Source organism: Serratia sp. KH_031 (genome assembly GCF_057839655.1).
The window spans coordinates 1,613,280-1,631,790 of sequence record NZ_CM174496.1; the positions used below are offsets into that span (position 1 = coordinate 1,613,280).

Annotated in this window: 20 protein-coding genes; 16 read left to right on the forward strand and 4 right to left on the reverse strand. The window is 49.3% G+C overall.

Annotation, left to right across the window (positions count from 1 at the left end; genetic code table 11):
- The first annotated feature begins 153 nt into the window (after nt 1-153).
- From AC3ISQ_RS07110 to maeB, 5 genes are all read left to right on the forward strand, one after another.
- On the forward strand, nt 154-480 hold the full coding sequence (locus tag AC3ISQ_RS07110; RefSeq protein WP_489351829.1) for a phage holin, lambda family: 327 nt from the start codon (nt 154-156) through the stop codon (nt 478-480).
- 10 nt (nt 481-490) lie between these two features.
- A complete protein-coding gene (gene chiX, locus AC3ISQ_RS07115; RefSeq protein WP_489353169.1) occupies nt 491-871 on the forward strand; it encodes an L-Ala D-Glu endopeptidase ChiX in 381 nt (126 codons plus the stop codon).
- On the forward strand, nt 868-1,248 hold the full coding sequence (locus AC3ISQ_RS07120) for a DUF2570 family protein (RefSeq protein WP_489351831.1): 381 nt from the start codon (nt 868-870) through the stop codon (nt 1,246-1,248). The genes chiX and AC3ISQ_RS07120 overlap by 4 nt, the downstream gene beginning before the upstream one ends.
- Nucleotides 1,184-1,402, forward strand: coding sequence for an Rz1-like lysis system protein LysC (lysC, locus tag AC3ISQ_RS07125; protein WP_489351833.1), 219 nt, complete (start codon nt 1,184-1,186; stop codon nt 1,400-1,402). The genes AC3ISQ_RS07120 and lysC overlap by 65 nt, the downstream gene beginning before the upstream one ends.
- 153 nt (nt 1,403-1,555) lie before the next feature.
- Nucleotides 1,556-3,835: an NADP-dependent oxaloacetate-decarboxylating malate dehydrogenase gene (gene maeB, locus AC3ISQ_RS07130; RefSeq protein WP_489351835.1), complete on the forward strand. Its 2,280-nt coding sequence runs from the start codon at nt 1,556-1,558 to the stop codon at nt 3,833-3,835.
- Between the two features lie 53 nt (nt 3,836-3,888).
- Here the strand turns inward: maeB and AC3ISQ_RS07135 are convergent, their stop codons facing one another.
- Nucleotides 3,889-4,344: a YaiI/YqxD family protein gene (locus AC3ISQ_RS07135; RefSeq protein ID WP_489351837.1), complete on the reverse strand. Its 456-nt coding sequence runs from the start codon at nt 4,342-4,344 to the stop codon at nt 3,889-3,891.
- 1,009 nt (nt 4,345-5,353) lie between these two features.
- Between AC3ISQ_RS07135 and AC3ISQ_RS07140 the strand changes: the two genes are divergently transcribed.
- Nucleotides 5,354-8,326 (forward strand): autotransporter outer membrane beta-barrel domain-containing protein, encoded by a 2,973-nt coding sequence (locus AC3ISQ_RS07140; protein ID WP_489351839.1) that lies wholly within the window; start codon nt 5,354-5,356, stop codon nt 8,324-8,326.
- Between the two features lie 46 nt (nt 8,327-8,372).
- Here AC3ISQ_RS07140 and hemF read toward each other — a convergent pair whose 3' ends face one another.
- Both hemF and amiA read right to left on the reverse strand, forming a co-directional pair.
- Complete coding sequence (gene hemF / locus AC3ISQ_RS07145; protein ID WP_489351841.1) at nt 8,373-9,281, reverse strand: oxygen-dependent coproporphyrinogen oxidase; 909 nt, start codon at nt 9,279-9,281, stop codon at nt 8,373-8,375.
- 34 nt (nt 9,282-9,315) lie between these two features.
- On the reverse strand, nt 9,316-10,194 hold the full coding sequence (amiA, locus tag AC3ISQ_RS07150; protein ID WP_489351843.1) for an N-acetylmuramoyl-L-alanine amidase AmiA: 879 nt from the start codon (nt 10,192-10,194) through the stop codon (nt 9,316-9,318).
- Between the two features lie 204 nt (nt 10,195-10,398).
- Here amiA and AC3ISQ_RS07155 point away from each other — a divergent pair, with 204 nt between their 5' ends.
- Complete coding sequence (locus tag AC3ISQ_RS07155) at nt 10,399-10,824, forward strand: GNAT family acetyltransferase (protein ID WP_489351845.1); 426 nt, start codon at nt 10,399-10,401, stop codon at nt 10,822-10,824.
- 35 nt (nt 10,825-10,859) lie between these two features.
- Here the strand turns inward: AC3ISQ_RS07155 and AC3ISQ_RS07160 are convergent, their stop codons facing one another.
- Entirely contained in the window at nt 10,860-11,258 is a 399-nt protein-coding gene (locus AC3ISQ_RS07160; protein WP_489351847.1) for a YgiW/YdeI family stress tolerance OB fold protein, read from the reverse strand.
- Nucleotides 11,259-11,409: 151 nt separating this feature from the next.
- On the opposite strand from AC3ISQ_RS07160, the gene AC3ISQ_RS07165 reads away from it, so the two are divergent.
- From AC3ISQ_RS07165 to cysA, 9 genes are all read left to right on the forward strand, one after another.
- Nucleotides 11,410-11,874 carry a DUF2919 domain-containing protein gene (locus AC3ISQ_RS07165; protein ID WP_489351849.1) on the forward strand — a complete coding sequence of 155 codons (465 nt, stop codon included), beginning with the start codon at nt 11,410-11,412 and terminating at the stop codon, nt 11,872-11,874.
- A 125-nt stretch (nt 11,875-11,999) separates the two neighbouring features.
- Complete coding sequence (locus tag AC3ISQ_RS07170; protein WP_489351851.1) at nt 12,000-12,584, forward strand: RpoE-regulated lipoprotein; 585 nt, start codon at nt 12,000-12,002, stop codon at nt 12,582-12,584.
- Nucleotides 12,585-12,668: 84 nt separating this feature from the next.
- Complete coding sequence (locus AC3ISQ_RS07175; protein ID WP_489351858.1) at nt 12,669-13,568, forward strand: Dyp-type peroxidase; 900 nt, start codon at nt 12,669-12,671, stop codon at nt 13,566-13,568.
- A 161-nt stretch (nt 13,569-13,729) separates the two neighbouring features.
- The gene (locus tag AC3ISQ_RS07180) at nt 13,730-14,041 is read left to right on the forward strand and encodes a type II toxin-antitoxin system HigB family toxin (protein ID WP_489351860.1); all 312 of its coding nucleotides are present in this window, start codon (nt 13,730-13,732) and stop codon (nt 14,039-14,041) included.
- Complete coding sequence (locus AC3ISQ_RS07185; RefSeq protein WP_489351862.1) at nt 14,038-14,454, forward strand: helix-turn-helix domain-containing protein; 417 nt, start codon at nt 14,038-14,040, stop codon at nt 14,452-14,454. Before AC3ISQ_RS07180 ends, AC3ISQ_RS07185 begins: the two co-directional genes overlap by 4 nt.
- Nucleotides 14,455-14,648: 194 nt before the next feature.
- On the forward strand, nt 14,649-15,671 hold the full coding sequence (locus tag AC3ISQ_RS07190; protein WP_489351864.1) for a sulfate ABC transporter substrate-binding protein: 1,023 nt from the start codon (nt 14,649-14,651) through the stop codon (nt 15,669-15,671).
- Nucleotides 15,671-16,516, forward strand: a complete 846-nt coding sequence (cysT, locus tag AC3ISQ_RS07195; RefSeq protein ID WP_489351865.1) for a sulfate/thiosulfate ABC transporter permease CysT — start codon at nt 15,671-15,673, stop codon at nt 16,514-16,516. The genes AC3ISQ_RS07190 and cysT overlap by 1 nt, the downstream gene beginning before the upstream one ends.
- A complete protein-coding gene (gene cysW / locus AC3ISQ_RS07200) occupies nt 16,516-17,391 on the forward strand; it encodes a sulfate/thiosulfate ABC transporter permease CysW (RefSeq protein WP_489351867.1) in 876 nt (291 codons plus the stop codon). The genes cysT and cysW overlap by 1 nt, the downstream gene beginning before the upstream one ends.
- Complete coding sequence (cysA, locus tag AC3ISQ_RS07205) at nt 17,381-18,469, forward strand: sulfate/thiosulfate ABC transporter ATP-binding protein CysA (RefSeq protein ID WP_489351869.1); 1,089 nt, start codon at nt 17,381-17,383, stop codon at nt 18,467-18,469. The genes cysW and cysA overlap by 11 nt, the downstream gene beginning before the upstream one ends.
- The last annotated feature ends 42 nt before the right edge of the window (nt 18,470-18,511 follow it).

Sequence of the window (18,511 nt, forward strand, 5' to 3'; positions counted from 1 at the left end):
AGGTTGTATTTATACCGATAATGAGTGAATTTGATAATAGCTGGTGTGTTTATTCATTTGCTTTGTTATAGCATCTTTAACTAGATTTAAACCACTCACCGATGACCAACCCGCCATAACTGGCGCTTATTAAAACAAACCAGGAGAAGAGCTATGTCCAGCTTAGAGCCAGACGCTGTTGGCTTAATCATTCAGCGTGCGTGTGAATATATCCAACCGGCAATGAATGCCATTTTGGCTGGGTTGATGGCGTTATTAAATGGCGCTTATCGAAATGTAGGGATTCGTCGGCGTTTATTAAATGCGGGAATATGTGCGCTCTTGGCATGGACGGTACGCGATGCATTGGCATTAATGGGGTGGGAATTAAAGTGGGCGAATATCGCCAGCGTATTGATTGGTTTTCTGGGAGCAGATTATCTCAGTGCACTGATTAAAAAATTCATCAATAAAAAAACGGGGTTTGAAAATGATAAATGAAACCGCAGAAATGCAATTCACTGCGCGCAGTGAAGAAAAACTTGCCGGGGTTCATCCTGATTTAGTGCGTGTGATGCGTTTAGCTCTGAATTATTCGCTGGTGCCATTTTCGATCACTGAAGGCGTGCGCAGTATGGCACGTCAACGCGATATGGTACGCGAAGGGAAAAGCCAAACACTGAAGAGCCGTCATTTGACGGGTCATGCGGTCGACGTAGTGGCAATGCCAGCTGGCGTGGTGTCTTGGGAATGGGATTACTACGCACAAATTGCCGTTGCGGTGCGGCAAGCGGCGCGTGAATGTGCGGTCAACGTCGAATGGGGTGGGGAATGGAAAACGTTGAAAGATGGGCCACATTTCCAACTCTCCCATAAGGATTACCCAGCATGAGTTGGTTGCAAAAACTGACGCAAGGCGGATTGTTGCTGCTGTTACTGGTAGCAATCTGCCTCGGTGCGTATAGCTCACTGTTGTCGCAGCGTTTGGATGCTGCGCAACAACGGGAGGTGGAACAACAAAAAACCTTGACGCAACAAGCCGGCTTGATTTCGACGTTACAAACTCAGGACGCGCAAAACCGTGTTTTGATGGCGTCGCAGCAGCAACAGGAACAACAACTGCGTCAACAGAGTGATAGCTATCAGAGGAAATACCGCAATGCGATTAAAAATGATGCCTGTGCTGGGCAGTCTATGCCTAGCGATGTTGTTGAGCTCTTGCGCCCAGCCATCCGTAGCGCCGCAACAAGTGATCTTGTTGCCCCCTGAGTCGGTGTTTACGCCTTGTGATCAACCGGTATTGCAAGGGGATACTTGGGGGGATGCGGTGAGTTATACGTTAGCGCTACAGAGTTCGTTACAAATCTGCGCGGGGAGAGTTTCAACCCTGAATCAATGGCGTGATTCTTTGCCTGCTCAATGACTTTATGTTACTTGTTTTTAACCTTTTAGCCGAATTTCTATCAAGGTTATGGCGCGCTTCAAAGTTTGTGATGATTCTCTCACTATACTGGTCTAGCCTAAAAGTTTCTCGAGCCTTACCTCAGCATAAAAGCAAAAAAACAAGGAACCCATAATGGACGAACAACTCAAACAGAGTGCTCTTGATTTCCACCAGTATCCTGTTCCAGGAAAGATTCAGGTATCACCGACCAAACCGCTCGCCACGCAACGTGACCTAGCCTTGGCATATTCGCCGGGTGTGGCGGCACCTTGCTTGGAGATTGCGGCCGATCCGCTCGCTGCCTACAAGTATACCGCGCGGGGTAACTTGGTTGCGGTTATCTCCAACGGCACGGCCGTGCTGGGTTTGGGGAACATCGGTGCGCTGGCGGGTAAGCCGGTGATGGAAGGTAAGGGCGTCCTGTTTAAGAAATTTTCCGGCATTGATGTGTTCGACATCGAAGTGGACGAGCTGGACCCAGACAAACTGATTGACGTTATTGCTGCGTTGGAGCCGACTTTCGGTGGCATCAACCTAGAAGATATTAAAGCGCCGGAGTGTTTCTACATTGAGCAGAAACTGCGCGAACGCATGAAGATCCCAGTGTTCCATGATGATCAGCATGGGACGGCGATCATTACTACTGCGGCAGTGCTGAATGGTCTGCGCGTAGTGAAGAAAAATATTTCTGATGTGCGACTGGTGGTCTCCGGCGCGGGAGCCGCGTCGATCGCCTGTCTTAACCTGTTGGTGGCACTTGGGTTGTTGCGCCAAAACATCACCGTTTGTGACTCTAAAGGAGTTATCTACAAAGGTCGCGACGCCAAGATGGATCAAACCAAGGCTAATTATGCGATTGAGGACAACGGTACGCGGACTTTGGGGGATGTTATCCCCGGTGCGGATATTTTCCTTGGCTGTTCTGGCCCCGGCGTATTGACGCAAGACATGGTGAAAACCATGGCGAAAGATCCGCTGATCATGGCGTTGGCTAACCCGGAACCCGAGATTTTACCGCCATTGGCGAAGGCTGTACGTCCTGATGCCATTATCTGCACTGGTCGTTCTGACTATCCAAACCAAGTTAACAACGTGCTGTGCTTCCCGTTCATCTTCCGTGGTGCGTTGGACGTGGGCGCGACCACTATTAACGAAGAAATGAAGCTGGCCTGCGTTCATGCCATTGCCGATCTGGCATTGGCAGAGCAGAGCGACGTCGTGGCTTCGGCCTATGGCGATCAGGATCTGTCATTCGGCCCGGAATACATTATCCCGAAACCATTTGACCCTCGTTTGATCGTCAAAATTGCGCCAGCCGTAGCTAAAGCCGCAATGGATTCTGGCGTCGCCACGCGACCTATCGAAGACTTTGACGCTTACGTCGAGAAACTGACCGAGTTCGTCTATAAAACCAACCTGTTCATGAAGCCGATCTTCTCGCAAGCCAAAACTGAAATGAAGCGCGTAGTGATGGCGGAAGGGGAAGAAGAGCGCGTATTGCACGCCACGCAGGAGCTGGTTTCCCAAGGACTGGCTTATCCGATCTTGATCGGCCGCCCAAGCGTTATCGAAATGCGCCTGAAAAAATTGGGACTGCAATTGACGGCGGGTAAGGACTTCGAACTGGTCAACAATGAATCCGATCCGCGTTTTAATGAATATTGGAGTGAGTATTACCAACTGATGAAGCGCCGTGGCGTTTCGCAGGAGCAGGCTCGCCGTGCGGTGATTGGTAACCCGACGCTCATTGCCGCCATCATGCTGCATCGTGGCGAAGCGGATGCGATGATTTGCGGTACCATTGGCGGTTACCATGAGCATTATGAGGTAGTGGAAGCCGTGTTTGGTTTCCGCGAAGGGACGCATGTCGCTGGGGCAATGAACGCTTTGCTGCTGCCAAGCGGTAACACCTTTATTGCCGATACCTACGTTAATGACGATCCGACGCCGGAACAACTGGCGGAGATCACCCTGATGGCGGCAGAAACTGTGCGTCGCTTTGGTATTGAGCCGAAAGTGGCGCTGTTGTCCCACTCCAGCTTCGGTTCTTCCGATTGTCCAGCGGCACGTAAAATGCGTAAAACGCTGGAGTTGGTGAATCAAATGGCACCGGAACTGGAAATTGACGGTGAAATGCACGGTGATGCCGCGCTGGTAGAAAGTATCCGTCATGATCTGATGCCAGACAGTCCGCTGAAAGGGTCTGCCAACATCCTGATCATGCCAAATATGGAGGCGGCGCGTATCAGTTATAACCTGTTGCGTGTTTCTTCTTCGGAAGGGGTGACCGTTGGACCAGTGCTGATGGGGGTGTCTAAACCGGTACATATCTTGACGCCAATTGCTTCGGTGCGTCGCATCGTCAATATGGTGGCGTTGGCAGTCGTAGAAGCACAAACTCAACCATTATAAGTCTTGATTGATACAACCCCTTGCTGCCCGAGGCACAAGGGGTTTTTTACCTTCTAGGATTTGCGTTTTACCTGCTGTAACCACTTATCCAATTCGTTGGCAAACTGTTGGCGATCGCGTTGATTTAACGTCGCTGGCCCACCGGTCTGAATGCCGCTGGCACGTAAGGTGTCCATAAAGTCGCGCATGTTCAGACGTTCGCGAATGGTATCTGGCGTGTAGCGTTCACCACGTGGGTTGAGTGCCACCGCACCTTTCTCAATCACTTCTGCTGCGAGTGGAATATCGGCGGTGATCACCAGATCGCCACTTTCACAGCGGCGCACGATTTCGTTATCAGCTACGTCAAAACCGGAAGCCACTTGCAGACTGCGAATATATTTGGAGGGGGGAGTGCGTAGAGGTTGATTGGCAACCAGTGTCACCACAATAGCAGTACGCTCGGCAGCACGAAACAGTACTTCTTTGATTACGTTCGGACAGGCGTCGGCATCGACCCAAATCTGCATTGTTTTTTCCTGTTGCTAAAAAGAAGCCACAAGTATACCGCTTATTGGCAGGGAACGACTATCGACACCGAACAAGCCAAAGATCTTTAGGTTGGGGTATTCTACCTGTGTCGCATTGAAAATGTATCTGGCTGATGTTCAAAAAATAGAGTGGTTATCTAAATCCTAATTAATAAGAGGTATTTTTTTTATTTGTCAGGAATGTTCTTAGTGTTGATTTTCTAATTATAGCCTCGGCAATGGCACCAATGATTTTTATGAGAATAAGTATTGTTTTTAATTGGAGCGCTCTCAAATTGAGGTAATTAGCGTTTGGCAAAAAAAGATACCCATTTTTAGACGGTTTTATGACTGATTTGATAAGTAACTTAGTGTTATATAAATAGAATTATTTATTAGTCATCAACAGGGATATTGTGATTTTTGATAGGAATAAACAATCAATATAATAATATCGATCGCTATTGACGATCAATAGATGTGGCGTTAATATGCATGGTATCGAGTAGCTTATTGCGTTTTTTAGCGTCTTACGAGCTATTTAAAATGCTTTCTTTACTTTTTTAACTGTTTTTTTATTTATTTTTTATCGACAGGTAAATTCAATTTATTTATCTGGCTCAAAGCTGAGAGTGTTGAGGGGGTGAAAAACGGAATAATGTTACCGTGATTGTATTATCTATATGACGCAATTAAAGAAAAACTCATAGTATTGTTCAATGCATAATATTGCATGGGTTTTGTTGTTCTTTTTTTTGATGACGACGTAAATCAGTGAATTTAGATTTTTGATGAAAACTCTTAGGGAGTTTCATGCGGCTCAACGCTGCCTGAAAAGCAAAGGATCATGCTGAGATGCCTGTTAACACGGGCTTTTAGTCAAAAATGTTCATTTACGTCGGAATAAATCAGCCGCGCAATATCGATTAACTTTCGCTTGTTAACGCGACAAAACCATTATGAGTCATTTCCCAGGAATGCAACTTTAAACATTTTCAAGAGTGAAAAAATGAATAATCAAAATACGGTAATCATGATTCCGGTAAAACGGACTCTGTTGGCTTGCGCGGTGCTGCTGGCCTTGGAATTGGCACCACAATCAGCCTACGCAGACATTGTCGTCAACTCAGGTGAAACTCGTGATATTTCAGGTCAGACGATAACTTCCAGCACGGCGACTGTTCCGGCTGTTAAGAACGATGACGGAACCCTTACTGGCAGTAACTTTACGATCTCTACCACCGGTGTTGGTAACCATGGCGTTCTCACCGCTGGAGCTAATGGCAAGAGCACTCTGTCTGATTTTAGCATCACGACCACCGGTCAGGATGCCTTGGGTGTTCAGGCTCAGAGTAACACTATCGTCACACTCAGCAATGGAACTATCACCACCAGCGGCAATGGTACTGCCTTCGGTATTGAAGCGATCGGGGGAGGCAGTCAGCTCACCATGACCGGTGGTAGTGTGACGACCAGCGGCAGAAATGCTTATGCTTTATCGGGCCGACTTGATGGTGTCTTGACGGTGCATAACATCACCGCCACCACCGCAGGACGTGGCGCTACTGGTGCGGCGGCGGATCTCGGGGGAAAAATCATCATTGACGGTGGTTCTATTTCTACCTCGGGTCAGAATGCGGCGGGTCTTAGTGCGTCGACCAATGGTGGGGCTGGTGCTACGATTATCAGCAGTGCCAATATCACCACTTCAGGTATAAATTCCGTTGGCGCCCTTGCTGAAGGAAGTACAATCACGCAAAACGGTGGCTCCATCCGGACGACTGAGAGCCGAGCTGACGGTACGAGACTCTGGAATGGTTCAACCATCAATTTGAATGATACTCGTGTTAGCACTACGGGGGTTGATGCTCGTGGTATCGCCAGTTTCAGCGGCGTCAATACTGTGGCAGTGAGCAACACGACGATCTCCAGTGCCAGCGACGCGATCTTTGCTGGTCTAGGTGTTGGTGCAGGAACTACTGCCGGAACACTGAATGTGTCATTCGACAATGGCTCTGTAGTCACTAGCACTAATGGCCGGTTGTTGACTGCCAACTCAGGTAGTACGGTTAATCTCAGTGCGGCAAACGGTTCGACTCTTACGGGTGCCATCGTGACGGATGCGGCGAGCACCTCAAACTTCAATCTGGCTAGTAATTCGGTCTGGAATATCACTGGGCCTTCAAACTTGACCGCGCTGACGATTGATGGCGGTATCTTGCGCTATGGCGCACAGACTAGCCTTGACGTGACCAACGCGATCCAACTGGCTCAGGGTGGTGGCACCATCGACACCAATAGTTTCGATCCTACTTTAGGTTCGAAGCTCGAAGGAACTGGCGGTTTACGCAAGATTGGTCAAGGTACACTGACACTCACTGCAGACAACACCTACAGAGGCGCTACCACAGTTACGGCTGGCACCTTAGCGGCAGGTGGAGCGAATGTGTTCAGTCCGAATTCCAGCTACAACGTACAGTCGGCGGGCTCATTAGATCTGCGTGGATATAATCAAACGATCGCAGGTTTGAACAACGCGGGTACCATCACTATGGGCAGCGTGCCAGGCACGGTGCTGACGGTAAATGGTAATTATACCGGGGATAACGGCCTGCTGATGTTGAATACCACGCTGGCTGCCGATAACTCCGCTACGGATAAACTGGTTGTTACCGGCGATACCGCTGGCAAGACACGTGTTGCGGTCAATAACATCGGCGGTAATGGCGATCAGACCGTAAAAGGCATTGAGGTGGTACAGGTCGGCGGGCAGTCAAACGGTAACTTTACCCTGCAAGGACGTGCGGTAGCTGGGGCTTATGAGTACTTCCTGAACAAAGGGCAGGGAAGTGATGGCAACTGGTACTTGCAATCTCAACTGCCGACTCCAGAACCAAAACCTGAGCCCAAACCTGAGCCAAAACCGACGCCGGGACCAAAGCCTACACCAACTCCAGAGCCGAAACCAACACCGCAACCGCCTTTGAAGAGTGCTCCGATCCTGCGTCCTGAGGCTGGAATTTATACGGCGAACATTGCCGCGGCTAACACCATGTTTATCACCCGACTGCATGATCGCTTGGGCGAGACCAACTATGTGGATGCGCTGAGCGGTGAAGAGAAAGTGACGAGCATGTGGTTGCGTAACATCGGTGGGCACACGCGGTTCCGTGATAGCAGTGGCCAACTAAAAACGCAGAGCAACCGCTATGTGGTGCAATTGGGTGGAGATATAGCCCAGTGGAGTAGCACCGGAACCGATCGTACTCATTTGGGGTTGATGGCAGGGTACGGTAACAGCCAGAGTAATAGCCGTTCATCAGTGACTAATTATGCTGCGAATGGTTCGGTCAATGGTTACAACGTTGGGCTCTACGCCACTTGGCTCGCTAACGAAGCGGATAATACCGGTGCTTATGTAGACTCTTGGCTGCAATATGGCTGGTTCAATAACGATGTGAAAGGTGATGCACTAGCGAGCGAGTCTTATAAATCTCAGGGTATTACCGCTTCATTGGAAACCGGTTATACGTTCAAAACTGGTGAGTTCACGGGAAGTAATGGTAGCCTGAACCAATGGTTTATTCAGCCACAAGCACAAGCTATTTGGATGGGCGTTAAAGCCAAAGATCACGTAGAGGCAAATGGAACTCGTGTGTCTTCTGAAGGGGATGGCAATTTGTTGACTCGTTTGGGTGTCAGAACCTACCTGAAAGGGCATAACAAAATTGATGACGGCAAAGAACGTGAGTTCCAACCTTATCTCGAGGCTAACTGGATCCACAACACCAACAATTTCGGCACTACAATGGATAACGTCACCACCTCTATGGCTGGGGCGAAAAACATTGCTGAACTGAGAGTGGGCGTTGAAGGTCAGATCAACAAGCAACTCAATGTCTGGGGTAATATCGGCACTCAGGTGGGCGATAAAGGTTATAGCGACAGCGCGGCGATGGTTGGCGTTAAATATAACTTCTAATAGTATCGATTAAACAAGGGAGCTTCGGCTCCCTTGTTTATTAGGTTCATACCCAATCACGTACCGGCAAGAAATCGCGATACAGTGCAGCTTCTGGGCTGCCTTCTGCTGGCTGGTAGTTATATTCCCAACGTACCAATGGCGGCATCGACATAAGAATCGACTCGGTGCGTCCGCCAGTTTGTAAGCCAAACAGCGTACCGCGATCCCACACCAGATTGAATTCCACGTAACGGCCACGGCGATATAACTGGAACTGACGCTCGGTTTCCCCCCATGCCAGCATTTTGCGTTTTGCTACGATCGGCAGATAAGCATCTAGGAAACCCTTTCCCACCGCCTGAGTAAAGGCAAAGCAGGTGGCGAAATCCGGGCTGTTCAGATCGTCATAGAACAACCCGCCAATACCGCGTGCTTCGTTACGGTGCTTGATAAAGAAATACTCGTCGCACCATTTTTTGTATTTCGGGTAAACATCATCACCGAAAGGTGCACACAGTTGTTGAGCCGTGCGATGCCAGTGCATGGCATCCTCTTCAAAACCATAATAAGGCGTGAGATCGAAACCGCCACCAAACCACCAAACCGGATCTTCACCGGGCTTTTCGGCAATAAAGAAACGAACATTGGCATGGCTGGTAGGAACGTAAGGATTCAGCGGATGGATGACCAGTGAAACGCCCATCGCCTGGAAACTACGCCCGACTAACTCTGGCCGGTGAGCCGTTGCAGAAGCGGGTAATGATACCCCAGAAACGTGGGAGAAATTCACTCCAGCCTGTTCAAACACCGCGCCGTTGGTCAACACGCGACTGCGACCACCGCCGCCTTCTTCACGTAGCCAACTCTCTTCTTTGAAATGGGCTGCACCATCGGCCTTTGCCAACTCGGTGCAAATACTTTCTTGCAGCGCCATCAGGAAGGATTTTACGTTTGCGATGTCAGGGGTATTCATAGGTCAGGGTATCCAACAAAATGGGAACCCAAGTTTAGCGCGGCCTGCGCTCGTGAGCATCATAATAGCTAAAGAAATTGATGATGCCATCGGCAATGGCGCGGGCTATTTTTTCGCGAAACGCGGTCGTGCCTAACAATTGTTCTTCACTCGGATTGGTAATAAATGAGGTTTCGACTAGAACCGAAGGAATGGAAGGGGATTTCAACACCGCAAATGCGGCTTGTTCGGTGCTGTTGCTGTGCAGATGATGTACCGGTCGAATTTGGCTAAGCACGTGATGCCCCAGCGTCAGACTGTTGTTGATAGTGTCGGTTTGCACCAAATCGAACAACACCTGTTGTAAATAGTTATCCTGCTGTTGGTATTTACCCCCGGCGACTTCGTCGGCTGCGTTCTCGCGTTTGGACAGGTAACGTGCCATCGCGCTGCTGGCACCGCGATTAGACAGTGCAAACACCGATGCGCCGGAAGCCTCCGGGCTAGTAAAACCATCTGCGTGGATCGAAAGAAACAGATCCGCTTGATGCTGGTGGGCGATTTCGACACGTTCAAACAAAGGAATAAATTCGTCATTTTCTCGCGTCAGGCGCACTTCAACATGATCGTGTTGATGTAAAAAACGCCGAACATGATTAGCAATCTCCAGCACCACATGTTTTTCTTCCGAACCTTCATGACCGACCGCGCCTGAATCAATACCGCCGTGACCGGGATCGATCATCACCAATTTTTTGCTCCCAGCCGGTTTGGTTGCTGGCTTACTGTGCGGGTTTTGCAGCAGAGTGGTAGTGGCTGACGCTGTTTGGTTGCCTAATAACGTTAATGCCAGACCAGAAAGCAAAAGTTGACGTCGAGTCGGGGAAGTGGTGAGCGGCTTAAAGTTGAAGAAGGATTTAGTCAGCTTTTTCATTAATATCGCGCTCTTTCAGGAAATCTTATTTTGTGATGTTATAGCGTTTTGATTGTCATTAATCGATCGGATAACTATTACCATTTATTACTTTTGTTACCGCGATTTGTGGCTAAATGGCGGAGAAATATCAGTTTGATATTGCACATATGCATAATCACGCGATAATCAAATAAACATGTTAATTAACAGTGGCCAACATCAATGGAAATTCGCGTATTTCGACAAGACGATTTTGAAGAGGTCATCACGCTATGGGAGCGGTGCGATCTGCTGCGTCCGTGGAACGACCCTGAGATGGATATTGAACGCAAACTGAATCACGACCCGGAGCTGTTCTTGGTCGCGGAAGTCGGCGGTGAAGTCGTGGGTTCAGTGATGGGCGGTTATGATGGACATCGTGGTTCGGCATACTACCTTGGCGTGCATCCAGACTATCGTGGACGTGGTATCGCCAATGCGTTGATTAACCGACTAGAAAAAAAATTAATGGCACGTGGCTGCCCGAAAATCCAGATCATGGTGCGTGAAGACAGTGACGCGGTGATCGAAATGTATGAGAAATTGGGTTACGAGATCCAAGCCGTGACCAACTTGGGTAAGCGTCTGATTGAAGATCAGGAATATTAATTGCGGGCGGTGTAGCCACCGCCCGTATTGTCAAATTACTGCATTTTACGGATTTCTTTCACATCCACTTCCAAACGGTTCCAGTCTTTATCGACTTCACCTTTCAATTGGACTCTATCCTGTGGTGTCACATTCAGACCCTGCCAACGTTTCTGGTCGATCTCTACCGTTACAGTGCCTGTATTGTCGCGGAAAGTGTAGGTATCGTGCCCAACTTGTTGCACGATATTCCCTTGCAACATCACCCAAGCATCGTCACTCATCGAGGTGATTTTATTTACCGTGGTCAGGCTGATGTCAGGACCAGAAAAACCGCCTTGCTGATTGTTGGTCGTCGGTTGTGCTGCGGTTGCGTTTGGGCCAGAGAAGCCACCTTGAGCCAGAACCGGTGCACTGCACAGAGCGATCAGAGCGGCGAAAGCGTATTTTTTCATGGTTGTATTTCCTTATTTGTTAGTCAGTTTGTTTGCTTGATGTGGTGTATTAAAGCACAAAGTTCTTAACTGCTTCTTAAGGCGATACATTGAAATCGTAAGTAACAACTACCATCTATAAGAGCATCATTATTTTGTTAAGGAAGCAGTTTTGTCTGGCTCAGCGAACCATTTTTCCCCTGACGACTACGATCACCACGGCGTATTGCGACTCCCGCTGTGGTTTTGGGGTGTATTAATTCTTCAGGCACGAACCTGGATACTGTTTGTGATGGCCGGAGCCTCACGGCAACAGGGGGAAACCTTACTACAGCTGTTCTACCCTGATACCCAACGGTTTTGGTACGGTATTCTGCTTGGATTACCTGCAGCGTTGGCATTCTTGATAGGCGGCAGGCGTCAGCACTGGCTACGCTTATGGCAGAGCTGGCGCTGGGTGCTTTGTGGCTCGATATTGGCTGCGCTGGGGGGCTCGCTGTATAGCCTGTGGTTACAGGAAAGTAATGAGCCTGCGGTAGACATTATTTTGATCCTACTCGATGCTTTATCGTTCAGTTATTTGTTGTTGAATCAGCGTTTGAAGGCCTGTTTTGCCCCGGTGGAATCATCATTATGATCATATCTTTGCGGCACTTTTCGCATTTTCTACACTCCAACTTCGCAACCGATGGCACAACGTAGACAGTTATGAGAATCTGCTACGCAAAATATGGCAGGTTTTGCCACTAAAGGAGCTTTGAGATGAATATTCGCCCTCTACTGTTAGGGTTGCCGCTGTTATTGACCGGATGTTCTACGATGTCTGGTTTCTCTTGGTCCAGTTTGTCGCCACTCAATTGGTTTGGTGATGATGTTACCGTCAGTAGTAAAGGTGTTGGCGGTATTAACGCGGGCACGCCGATGTCGGATAGCGATATCAGCAAAGGTTTGAATAATGACTACCGCCTACGTGGTGGGATGGCGACCAATAATGGGCAAATTGTCTCTTATTATCAGGCGATGGACGGCAATGAGGTGAAACTGGTGATCACCGGTGAACCTAAAGGGCACGCCCAGCGGGTTGATGTGATGGATAGCAAAATTGCCACCGAATGGGGTAGCAAACTCGGAACGCCATTTGGCGATTTGTACAGTAAAGCCTTTGGCGCCTGTAAGCTTGCGGAGGGAGAAGATGCGGGCAAAGTGGAGTGTGTGGCGAACCAAAGTAAGTATGTTACCTACATTTTTGACGGTAAATGGGCTGGCCCACAAGACATTATTCCACCTGACGATACACTGAAAAGCTGGACCATCAGCAAAATTATCTGGCATGCCAACCCCCAATAATCGTTGCGTTTGGGCAAGGTAATCTGGCAGGGATGGAGTATCATGCCCGCACTATTGTCTGAAATTGCTATGAGGAAGAATCACATGACACAGATTCAGAGCGGCATTTTGTTAGAGCACTGCCGTTTTGCCATCTTTATGGAAGCCACGGTGCAAGGTGAATTTGCGCAGCTGCGCCAAGGCTGCAAACAGTTTTGTCAGAGTCTGGCCGAGTTACAGCAGCAATTTCCAGATGCAAAATTAGGTGCGGTAATCGCCTTTGGTTATGACGTTTGGCACGACCTTTCCAGTGGTCAAGGTGCTAAAGAGCTGAAGCCTTTCACTCCACTGGGCAAAGGACTGGCTCCAGCCACGCAGCGTGACATGCTGATCCATATTCAATCTCTGCGTCATGATGTTAACTTCACGCTCGCTCAAGCAGCGTTGGCGGCATTTGGCAATATCGTCAAAATTGATGAAGAGACCCACGGTTTCCGCTGGGTGGAAGAGCGCGATCTGAGCGGCTTTATCGACGGCACTGAAAATCCGCAGGGCGAGCAGCGCCCTGAAGTGGCGGCCATTGCGAAAGGTGAGGAAGATGAAGGTGGCAGTTATGTGCTGGTACAGCGTTATGAACATAACCTGCGCCAATGGCAACGTTTCACCACCGAACAGCAAGAGCAGATTATCGGCCGTACCAAGCACGACAGCGAAGAGTTGCCATCGGATCAACGCCCAGACACTTCGCACGTCAGCCGTGTTGATCTGAAAGAAAACGGTAAAGGGCTGAAAATTTTGCGCCAAAGCCTGCCGTATGGCACCGCCAGCGGCAAGCATGGCCTGTATTTCATTGCTTATTGCGCCCGTCTGCACAACATCGAACAGCAATTGCTGAGTATGTTCGGCGATCTGGACGGCAAGCGTGACCAACTGTTACGTTTCAGCCGCCCGGTTACCGGTAGCTACTACTTCGCCCCATCTCTGACACGTCTGCTGTCACTGTAAATCTTACGGCGGAGCCATCGTTGTGGTTCCGCTGTTTGTACTGCCATTCAAAGCGAAACTCAATTTATCTCGATAATCAGCAAATACTACTTCATTGTTTACATCTTGTAAACTCCGATATTAGAGATTATCATGTTTACATGATGTGAACAGGAGGGAGGATGCATATTATTTCAAGGGAACCTTTCAATGAAGCTGCAAGGCGATATCCGAATGATGCAGACTCACTGGATGCTGTTTACAAGGTATTGAAAAAAGAGTGCTTTAAAACACCAGAAGGTATAAAACAACTATTTCCTAGCCTTGATCGAATGAAATACAAAGATAAATGGTGGGTTATCGATGTTGGCGGGAATAATTTGAGAGTTATATTTTTTGCCAGCTTTGAAATACAAAAGATTTTTGTAAAGCATATTGTTACTCATGCCGAATACGAAAAACTGATTAAGCAGTATAGAAGGAGTCCTGAATGATTACCGAAACTGTCAAAGAAACCAATATGTTGGTCCGAAAACTGCCCTTGCTAGGCGATAATCCTTCACGTCAGGCCTATCTTGAAGCGTTGGTAGTCGTCGAATATTTATTAGAAATTGACGAAACAAGCCCACTGATCGAGCTCCTTTCAGCCCGAATTTCCGCCTACGAAGACAGTGCGCCTGAATTTACGCAGTTCAATGTTCGTATTGCTGAACTTCCACAGGGCGTGGCTGCACTGCGTGTATTGATGGAACAATATGGACTTAAGCAGGGGGATTTTGAAAACGAAATTGGTAAACGTTCTCTTGTGAGCCAAATTCTCAATGGAAAACGCGCATTGACGATTGGCCATATCACCGCGTTAGCTAAACGTTTCAATGTTTCCCCCGCGGTCTTTATTCCTGAGTGAATTTGGCGCTGAGCCAGCGTTCTGACCACGTTCACTCGCAGCAACACCCCGCATTCCACCTGCCTTATAGCATTTGATGCTTGCACATCACCAAACGGTATATAAAACCGTTACAGCTATGCACCGAGTTATAAATACACTGGACAACATTGGGGCGAAAGCCCAACTGATTGACTCTGGTATTAAGGTGCAGAATGAAACAGACACGGGTTAAAAATTTCATGCTGAAAGGGTGGTTGGCAGCGACGCTGTTAGCCAGCGGTGCGGCTTCGGCGGCTGAATTACTGAATAGCTCTTATGATGTTTCCCGTGAATTGTTTGCAGCGTTGAATCCAGGCTTTGAACAACAGTGGAATCAGCAGCACCCTAACGACAAACTGACCATCAAACAGTCTCACGCTGGCTCATCCAAACAAGCATTAGCGATCCTGCAAGGGTTACGTGCCGACGTCGTGACGTATAACCAAGTTACTGATGTGCAGATCCTGCATGAGCGCGGCAAGTTGATCCCGGCGGATTGGCAGACGCGTTTACCTAACAACAGTTCACCGTTCTATTCCACCATGGCGTTTCTGGTACGCAAGGGGAATCCAAAAGGTATTCATACCTGGAACGATCTAGTGCGTGATGACGTGAAGCTGGTATTCCCGAATCCTAAAACCTCTGGCAATGGCCGTTATACCTATCTGGCCGCCTGGGGCGCAGCGAGCCAAGCCGATGGTAACGATCAGGCCAAAACTCGCGAATTTATGACGCGTTTCCTGAAAAATGTGGAAGTGTTTGACACTGGTGGCCGCGGTGCAACCACTACTTTCGTTGAGCGTGGCTTAGGCGATGTGTTGATCAGTTTCGAATCTGAAGTCAATAACATCCGTAAGCAATATCCGAACGATCAATACGAAGTGATCGTACCGCCAGTGGATATTTTGGCCGAGTTCCCAGTGGCTTGGATCGACAAAAACGTCGAGAAGAATGGCACTGAGCAAGTCGCGAAGGATTATCTGAACTATCTCTACAGTCCAGCGGCTCAGCAGGTGATTACCAGCTTCTACTACCGCGCCTATGACAAACAGGCGATGGCGGCGGCGAAAAGCCAATTCCCGGATACCAAACTATTTCGCGTGGAAGATCAATTTGGTGGTTGGCCGCAGGTGATGAAAACGCATTTCACTACCGGTGGAGAGTTAGACCAACTGTTGGCTGCAGGGCGTAAGTGATGTTGGCCTTAACTAATTTATCGTCCAGCAAACGGGTACTCCCCGGCTTTGGTCTCAGCTTGGGAAGCAGCCTGTTTTACACCTGTTTGATCCTGCTATTGCCACTCAGTGCGCTGGTGATGCAATTGGCGCAAATGAGTCTGGCGCAGTATTGGGAAGTGATCTCCAGCCCACAAGTGGTGGCGGCTTATAAAGTCACTTTGTTGGCTGCAGCGGTGGCGAGCCTGTTTAACGCGTTGTTCGGTATGTTGATGGCGTGGATCTTGACCCGTTACCGTTTCCCCGGTCGTTCACTGCTGGATGGTTTGATTGATTTACCGTTCGCCTTACCGACCGCGGTGGCGGGGTTGACGCTGGCCGGATTGTTTTCCACCACGGGTTGGTATGGGCAATGGTTGGCGCATTTTGACATCAAAGTCACCTTCACTTGGTTGGGCATTGCGGTGGCGATGGCGTTTACCAGCCTGCCGTTTGTGGTGCGAACCGTACAGCCGGTGCTGGAAGAATTAGGGCCGGAATACGAAGAAGCGGCAGAAACATTAGGCGCGACGCGTTGGCAAAGTTTTCGCCGCGTGGTGTTGCCAGAAGTGGCTCCTGCGTTGTTAGCGGGCACAGCAATCTCCTTCACCCGTAGCTTGGGGGAGTTTGGCGCAGTGATTTTTATCGCCGGTAACATCGCTTGGAAAACGGAAGTGACTTCATTAATGATTTTTGTGCGTTTACAAGAGTTCGATTATCCCGCTGCCAGCGCCATTGCTTCAGTGATTCTGGCCGCTTCATTATTGCTGCTGTTTAGCATTAATACCCTGCAAAGCCGCTTTGGCAAACGTATCGGGGGGCACTGATGGCTGATATTTCTGCATTCAACGGCGTAGAGCGCCCTCGGGTGAACTGGGGTAAATGGGCATTGATCGCCATCGGCGTACTGTTCTCGGTATTGCTGTTGGTGATCCCGATGATTTCGATTTTCGCCGAAGCGTTCTCGAAAGGGACAGGCGAAATGTGGCGCAACCTGATCGATGCTGACATGTTGCATGCCATCTGGTTAACGGTGTTGATTGCATTGATCACCGTGCCAGTGAACTTGATTTTTGGCACCTTGCTGGCGTGGTTGGTTACACGTTTTACCTTCCCTGGCCGTCAATTGCTGTTAACGCTGATCGACATCCCTTTCGCCGTCTCACCGGTGGTGGCGGGGCTGATTTATCTGTTGTTGTACGGCAGTAATGGTTTGCTGGGCGGTTGGTTGGATCAGCACGATATTCAGTTGATGTTCTCTTGGCCGGGCATGGTGTTAGTGACGGTGTTTGTCACCTGTCCATTTGTGGTGCGCGAACTAGTGCCGATGATGCTGAGCCAAGGTAGTCAAGAAGATGAAGCCGCGGTATTGCTGGGCGCTTCTGGTTGGCAAATGTTCCGCCGCGTCACCTTGCCCAATATTCGTTGGGCATTACTGTACGGCGTGGTGTTAACCAATGCGCGCGCTATTGGTGAGTTTGGCGCGGTATCCGTGGTTTCAGGTTCGATTCGCGGCGAAACCTACAGTTTGCCGTTACAGGTTGAATTACTGCAACAAGACTACAACACCGTTGGCTCGTTTACCGCGGCCGCGCTGTTGACCCTGATGGCGATCATTACCCTATTTTTAAAGAGTGCGCTGCAATGGCGATTAGAACGCCAGAACATTCGCCTCGAGCGGGAGGAAAATCATGAGCATTGAGATTAAAGGCATCAATAAATTCTTCGGTCGTACCAAGGTATTGAACGACATCTCACTCGATATTTCCTCCGGTGAAATGGTGGCGCTGCTGGGGCCTTCCGGCTCGGGGAAAACCACTTTGCTGCGGATTATCGCCGGGCTGGAAAGCCAAAATGGTGGCCGATTGGGTTTCCACGGCACCGACGTCAGCAATGTTCATGCACGCGACCGCCGTGTTGGTTTCGTGTTCCAGCATTACGCTTTATTCCGCCATATGACGGTATTCGATAACATCGCCTTTGGTCTGACGGTGTTACCACGGCGTGAACGTCCAAATGCGGCGGCGATCAAACAGAAAGTGACCCAATTGTTAGAAATGGTGCAATTGGCGCATTTAGCTAACCGCTATCCGTCGCAGCTTTCCGGTGGTCAGAAACAGCGTGTAGCTCTGGCGCGGGCATTGGCGGTAGAGCCACAAATTCTGCTGCTGGATGAGCCGTTTGGCGCGTTGGATGCGCAAGTGCGTAAAGAGCTGCGCCGCTGGTTGCGTCAACTGCATGAAGAATTGAAATTCACCAGCGTGTTTGTGACTCACGATCAAGAAGAGGCGATGGAAGTCGCTGATCGTATCGTGGTGATGAGTCAGGGGAACATCGAGCAGGTGGGGTCACCGGAAGAAATCATGCGTGATCCTGCTAGTCGTTTCGTGCTGGAGTTTATGGGCGAAGTTAACCGCTTGAACGGTGAAATCCGTGGCTCGCAACTGTTTGTCGGCGCGCACCAGTGGCCGTTATCATTCCAACCCATGCATCAGGGCAGTGTCGATCTGTTCCTACGTCCGTGGGAAATGGAAATTGGTACCGAGAGCAGCGCTCGTTGCCCGTTGCCGGTGCAGGTACTCGAAGTCAGCCCTCGTGGGCATTATTGGCAATTGACCGTACAACCGATTGGTTGGCATCAAGAACCCATCACCGTGGTGTTGCCAGAAAGTAATGCGACGCCAGTGCGTGGTGGGCGATACTATGTTGGCAGCTTAAATGCGCGCTTGTATGCCGGTGATCAATTGCTTCAACCCATTGCATTAGCTAAAAGCGCCTGATAATTTTTAAACCACGTTAAAGGCGACCTTGCGGTTGCCTTT

Coding starts and splice junctions, on each gene's coding strand:
- AC3ISQ_RS07185 (WP_489351862.1), top strand. CDS start 14,038: ATGATTACCGAAACTGTCAAAGAAACCAATATGTTGGTCCGAAAACTG.
- cysW (WP_489351867.1), top strand. CDS start 16,516: ATGGCTGATATTTCTGCATTCAACGGCGTAGAGCGCCCTCGGGTGAAC.
- lysC (WP_489351833.1), top strand. CDS start 1,184: ATGTTGTTGAGCTCTTGCGCCCAGCCATCCGTAGCGCCGCAACAAGTG.
- AC3ISQ_RS07110 (WP_489351829.1), top strand. CDS start 154: ATGTCCAGCTTAGAGCCAGACGCTGTTGGCTTAATCATTCAGCGTGCG.
- AC3ISQ_RS07160 (WP_489351847.1), bottom strand. CDS start 11,258: ATGAAAAAATACGCTTTCGCCGCTCTGATCGCTCTGTGCAGTGCACCG.
- AC3ISQ_RS07140 (WP_489351839.1), top strand. CDS start 5,354: ATGAATAATCAAAATACGGTAATCATGATTCCGGTAAAACGGACTCTG.
- AC3ISQ_RS07170 (WP_489351851.1), top strand. CDS start 12,000: ATGAATATTCGCCCTCTACTGTTAGGGTTGCCGCTGTTATTGACCGGA.
- AC3ISQ_RS07175 (WP_489351858.1), top strand. CDS start 12,669: ATGACACAGATTCAGAGCGGCATTTTGTTAGAGCACTGCCGTTTTGCC.
- amiA (WP_489351843.1), bottom strand. CDS start 10,194: ATGAAAAAGCTGACTAAATCCTTCTTCAACTTTAAGCCGCTCACCACT.
- chiX (WP_489353169.1), top strand. CDS start 491: ATGCAATTCACTGCGCGCAGTGAAGAAAAACTTGCCGGGGTTCATCCT.
- hemF (WP_489351841.1), bottom strand. CDS start 9,281: ATGAATACCCCTGACATCGCAAACGTAAAATCCTTCCTGATGGCGCTG.
- cysA (WP_489351869.1), top strand. CDS start 17,381: ATGAGCATTGAGATTAAAGGCATCAATAAATTCTTCGGTCGTACCAAG.
- maeB (WP_489351835.1), top strand. CDS start 1,556: ATGGACGAACAACTCAAACAGAGTGCTCTTGATTTCCACCAGTATCCT.
- cysT (WP_489351865.1), top strand. CDS start 15,671: ATGTTGGCCTTAACTAATTTATCGTCCAGCAAACGGGTACTCCCCGGC.
- AC3ISQ_RS07180 (WP_489351860.1), top strand. CDS start 13,730: ATGCATATTATTTCAAGGGAACCTTTCAATGAAGCTGCAAGGCGATAT.
- AC3ISQ_RS07120 (WP_489351831.1), top strand. CDS start 868: ATGAGTTGGTTGCAAAAACTGACGCAAGGCGGATTGTTGCTGCTGTTA.
- AC3ISQ_RS07135 (WP_489351837.1), bottom strand. CDS start 4,344: ATGCAGATTTGGGTCGATGCCGACGCCTGTCCGAACGTAATCAAAGAA.
- AC3ISQ_RS07155 (WP_489351845.1), top strand. CDS start 10,399: ATGGAAATTCGCGTATTTCGACAAGACGATTTTGAAGAGGTCATCACG.
- AC3ISQ_RS07190 (WP_489351864.1), top strand. CDS start 14,649: ATGAAACAGACACGGGTTAAAAATTTCATGCTGAAAGGGTGGTTGGCA.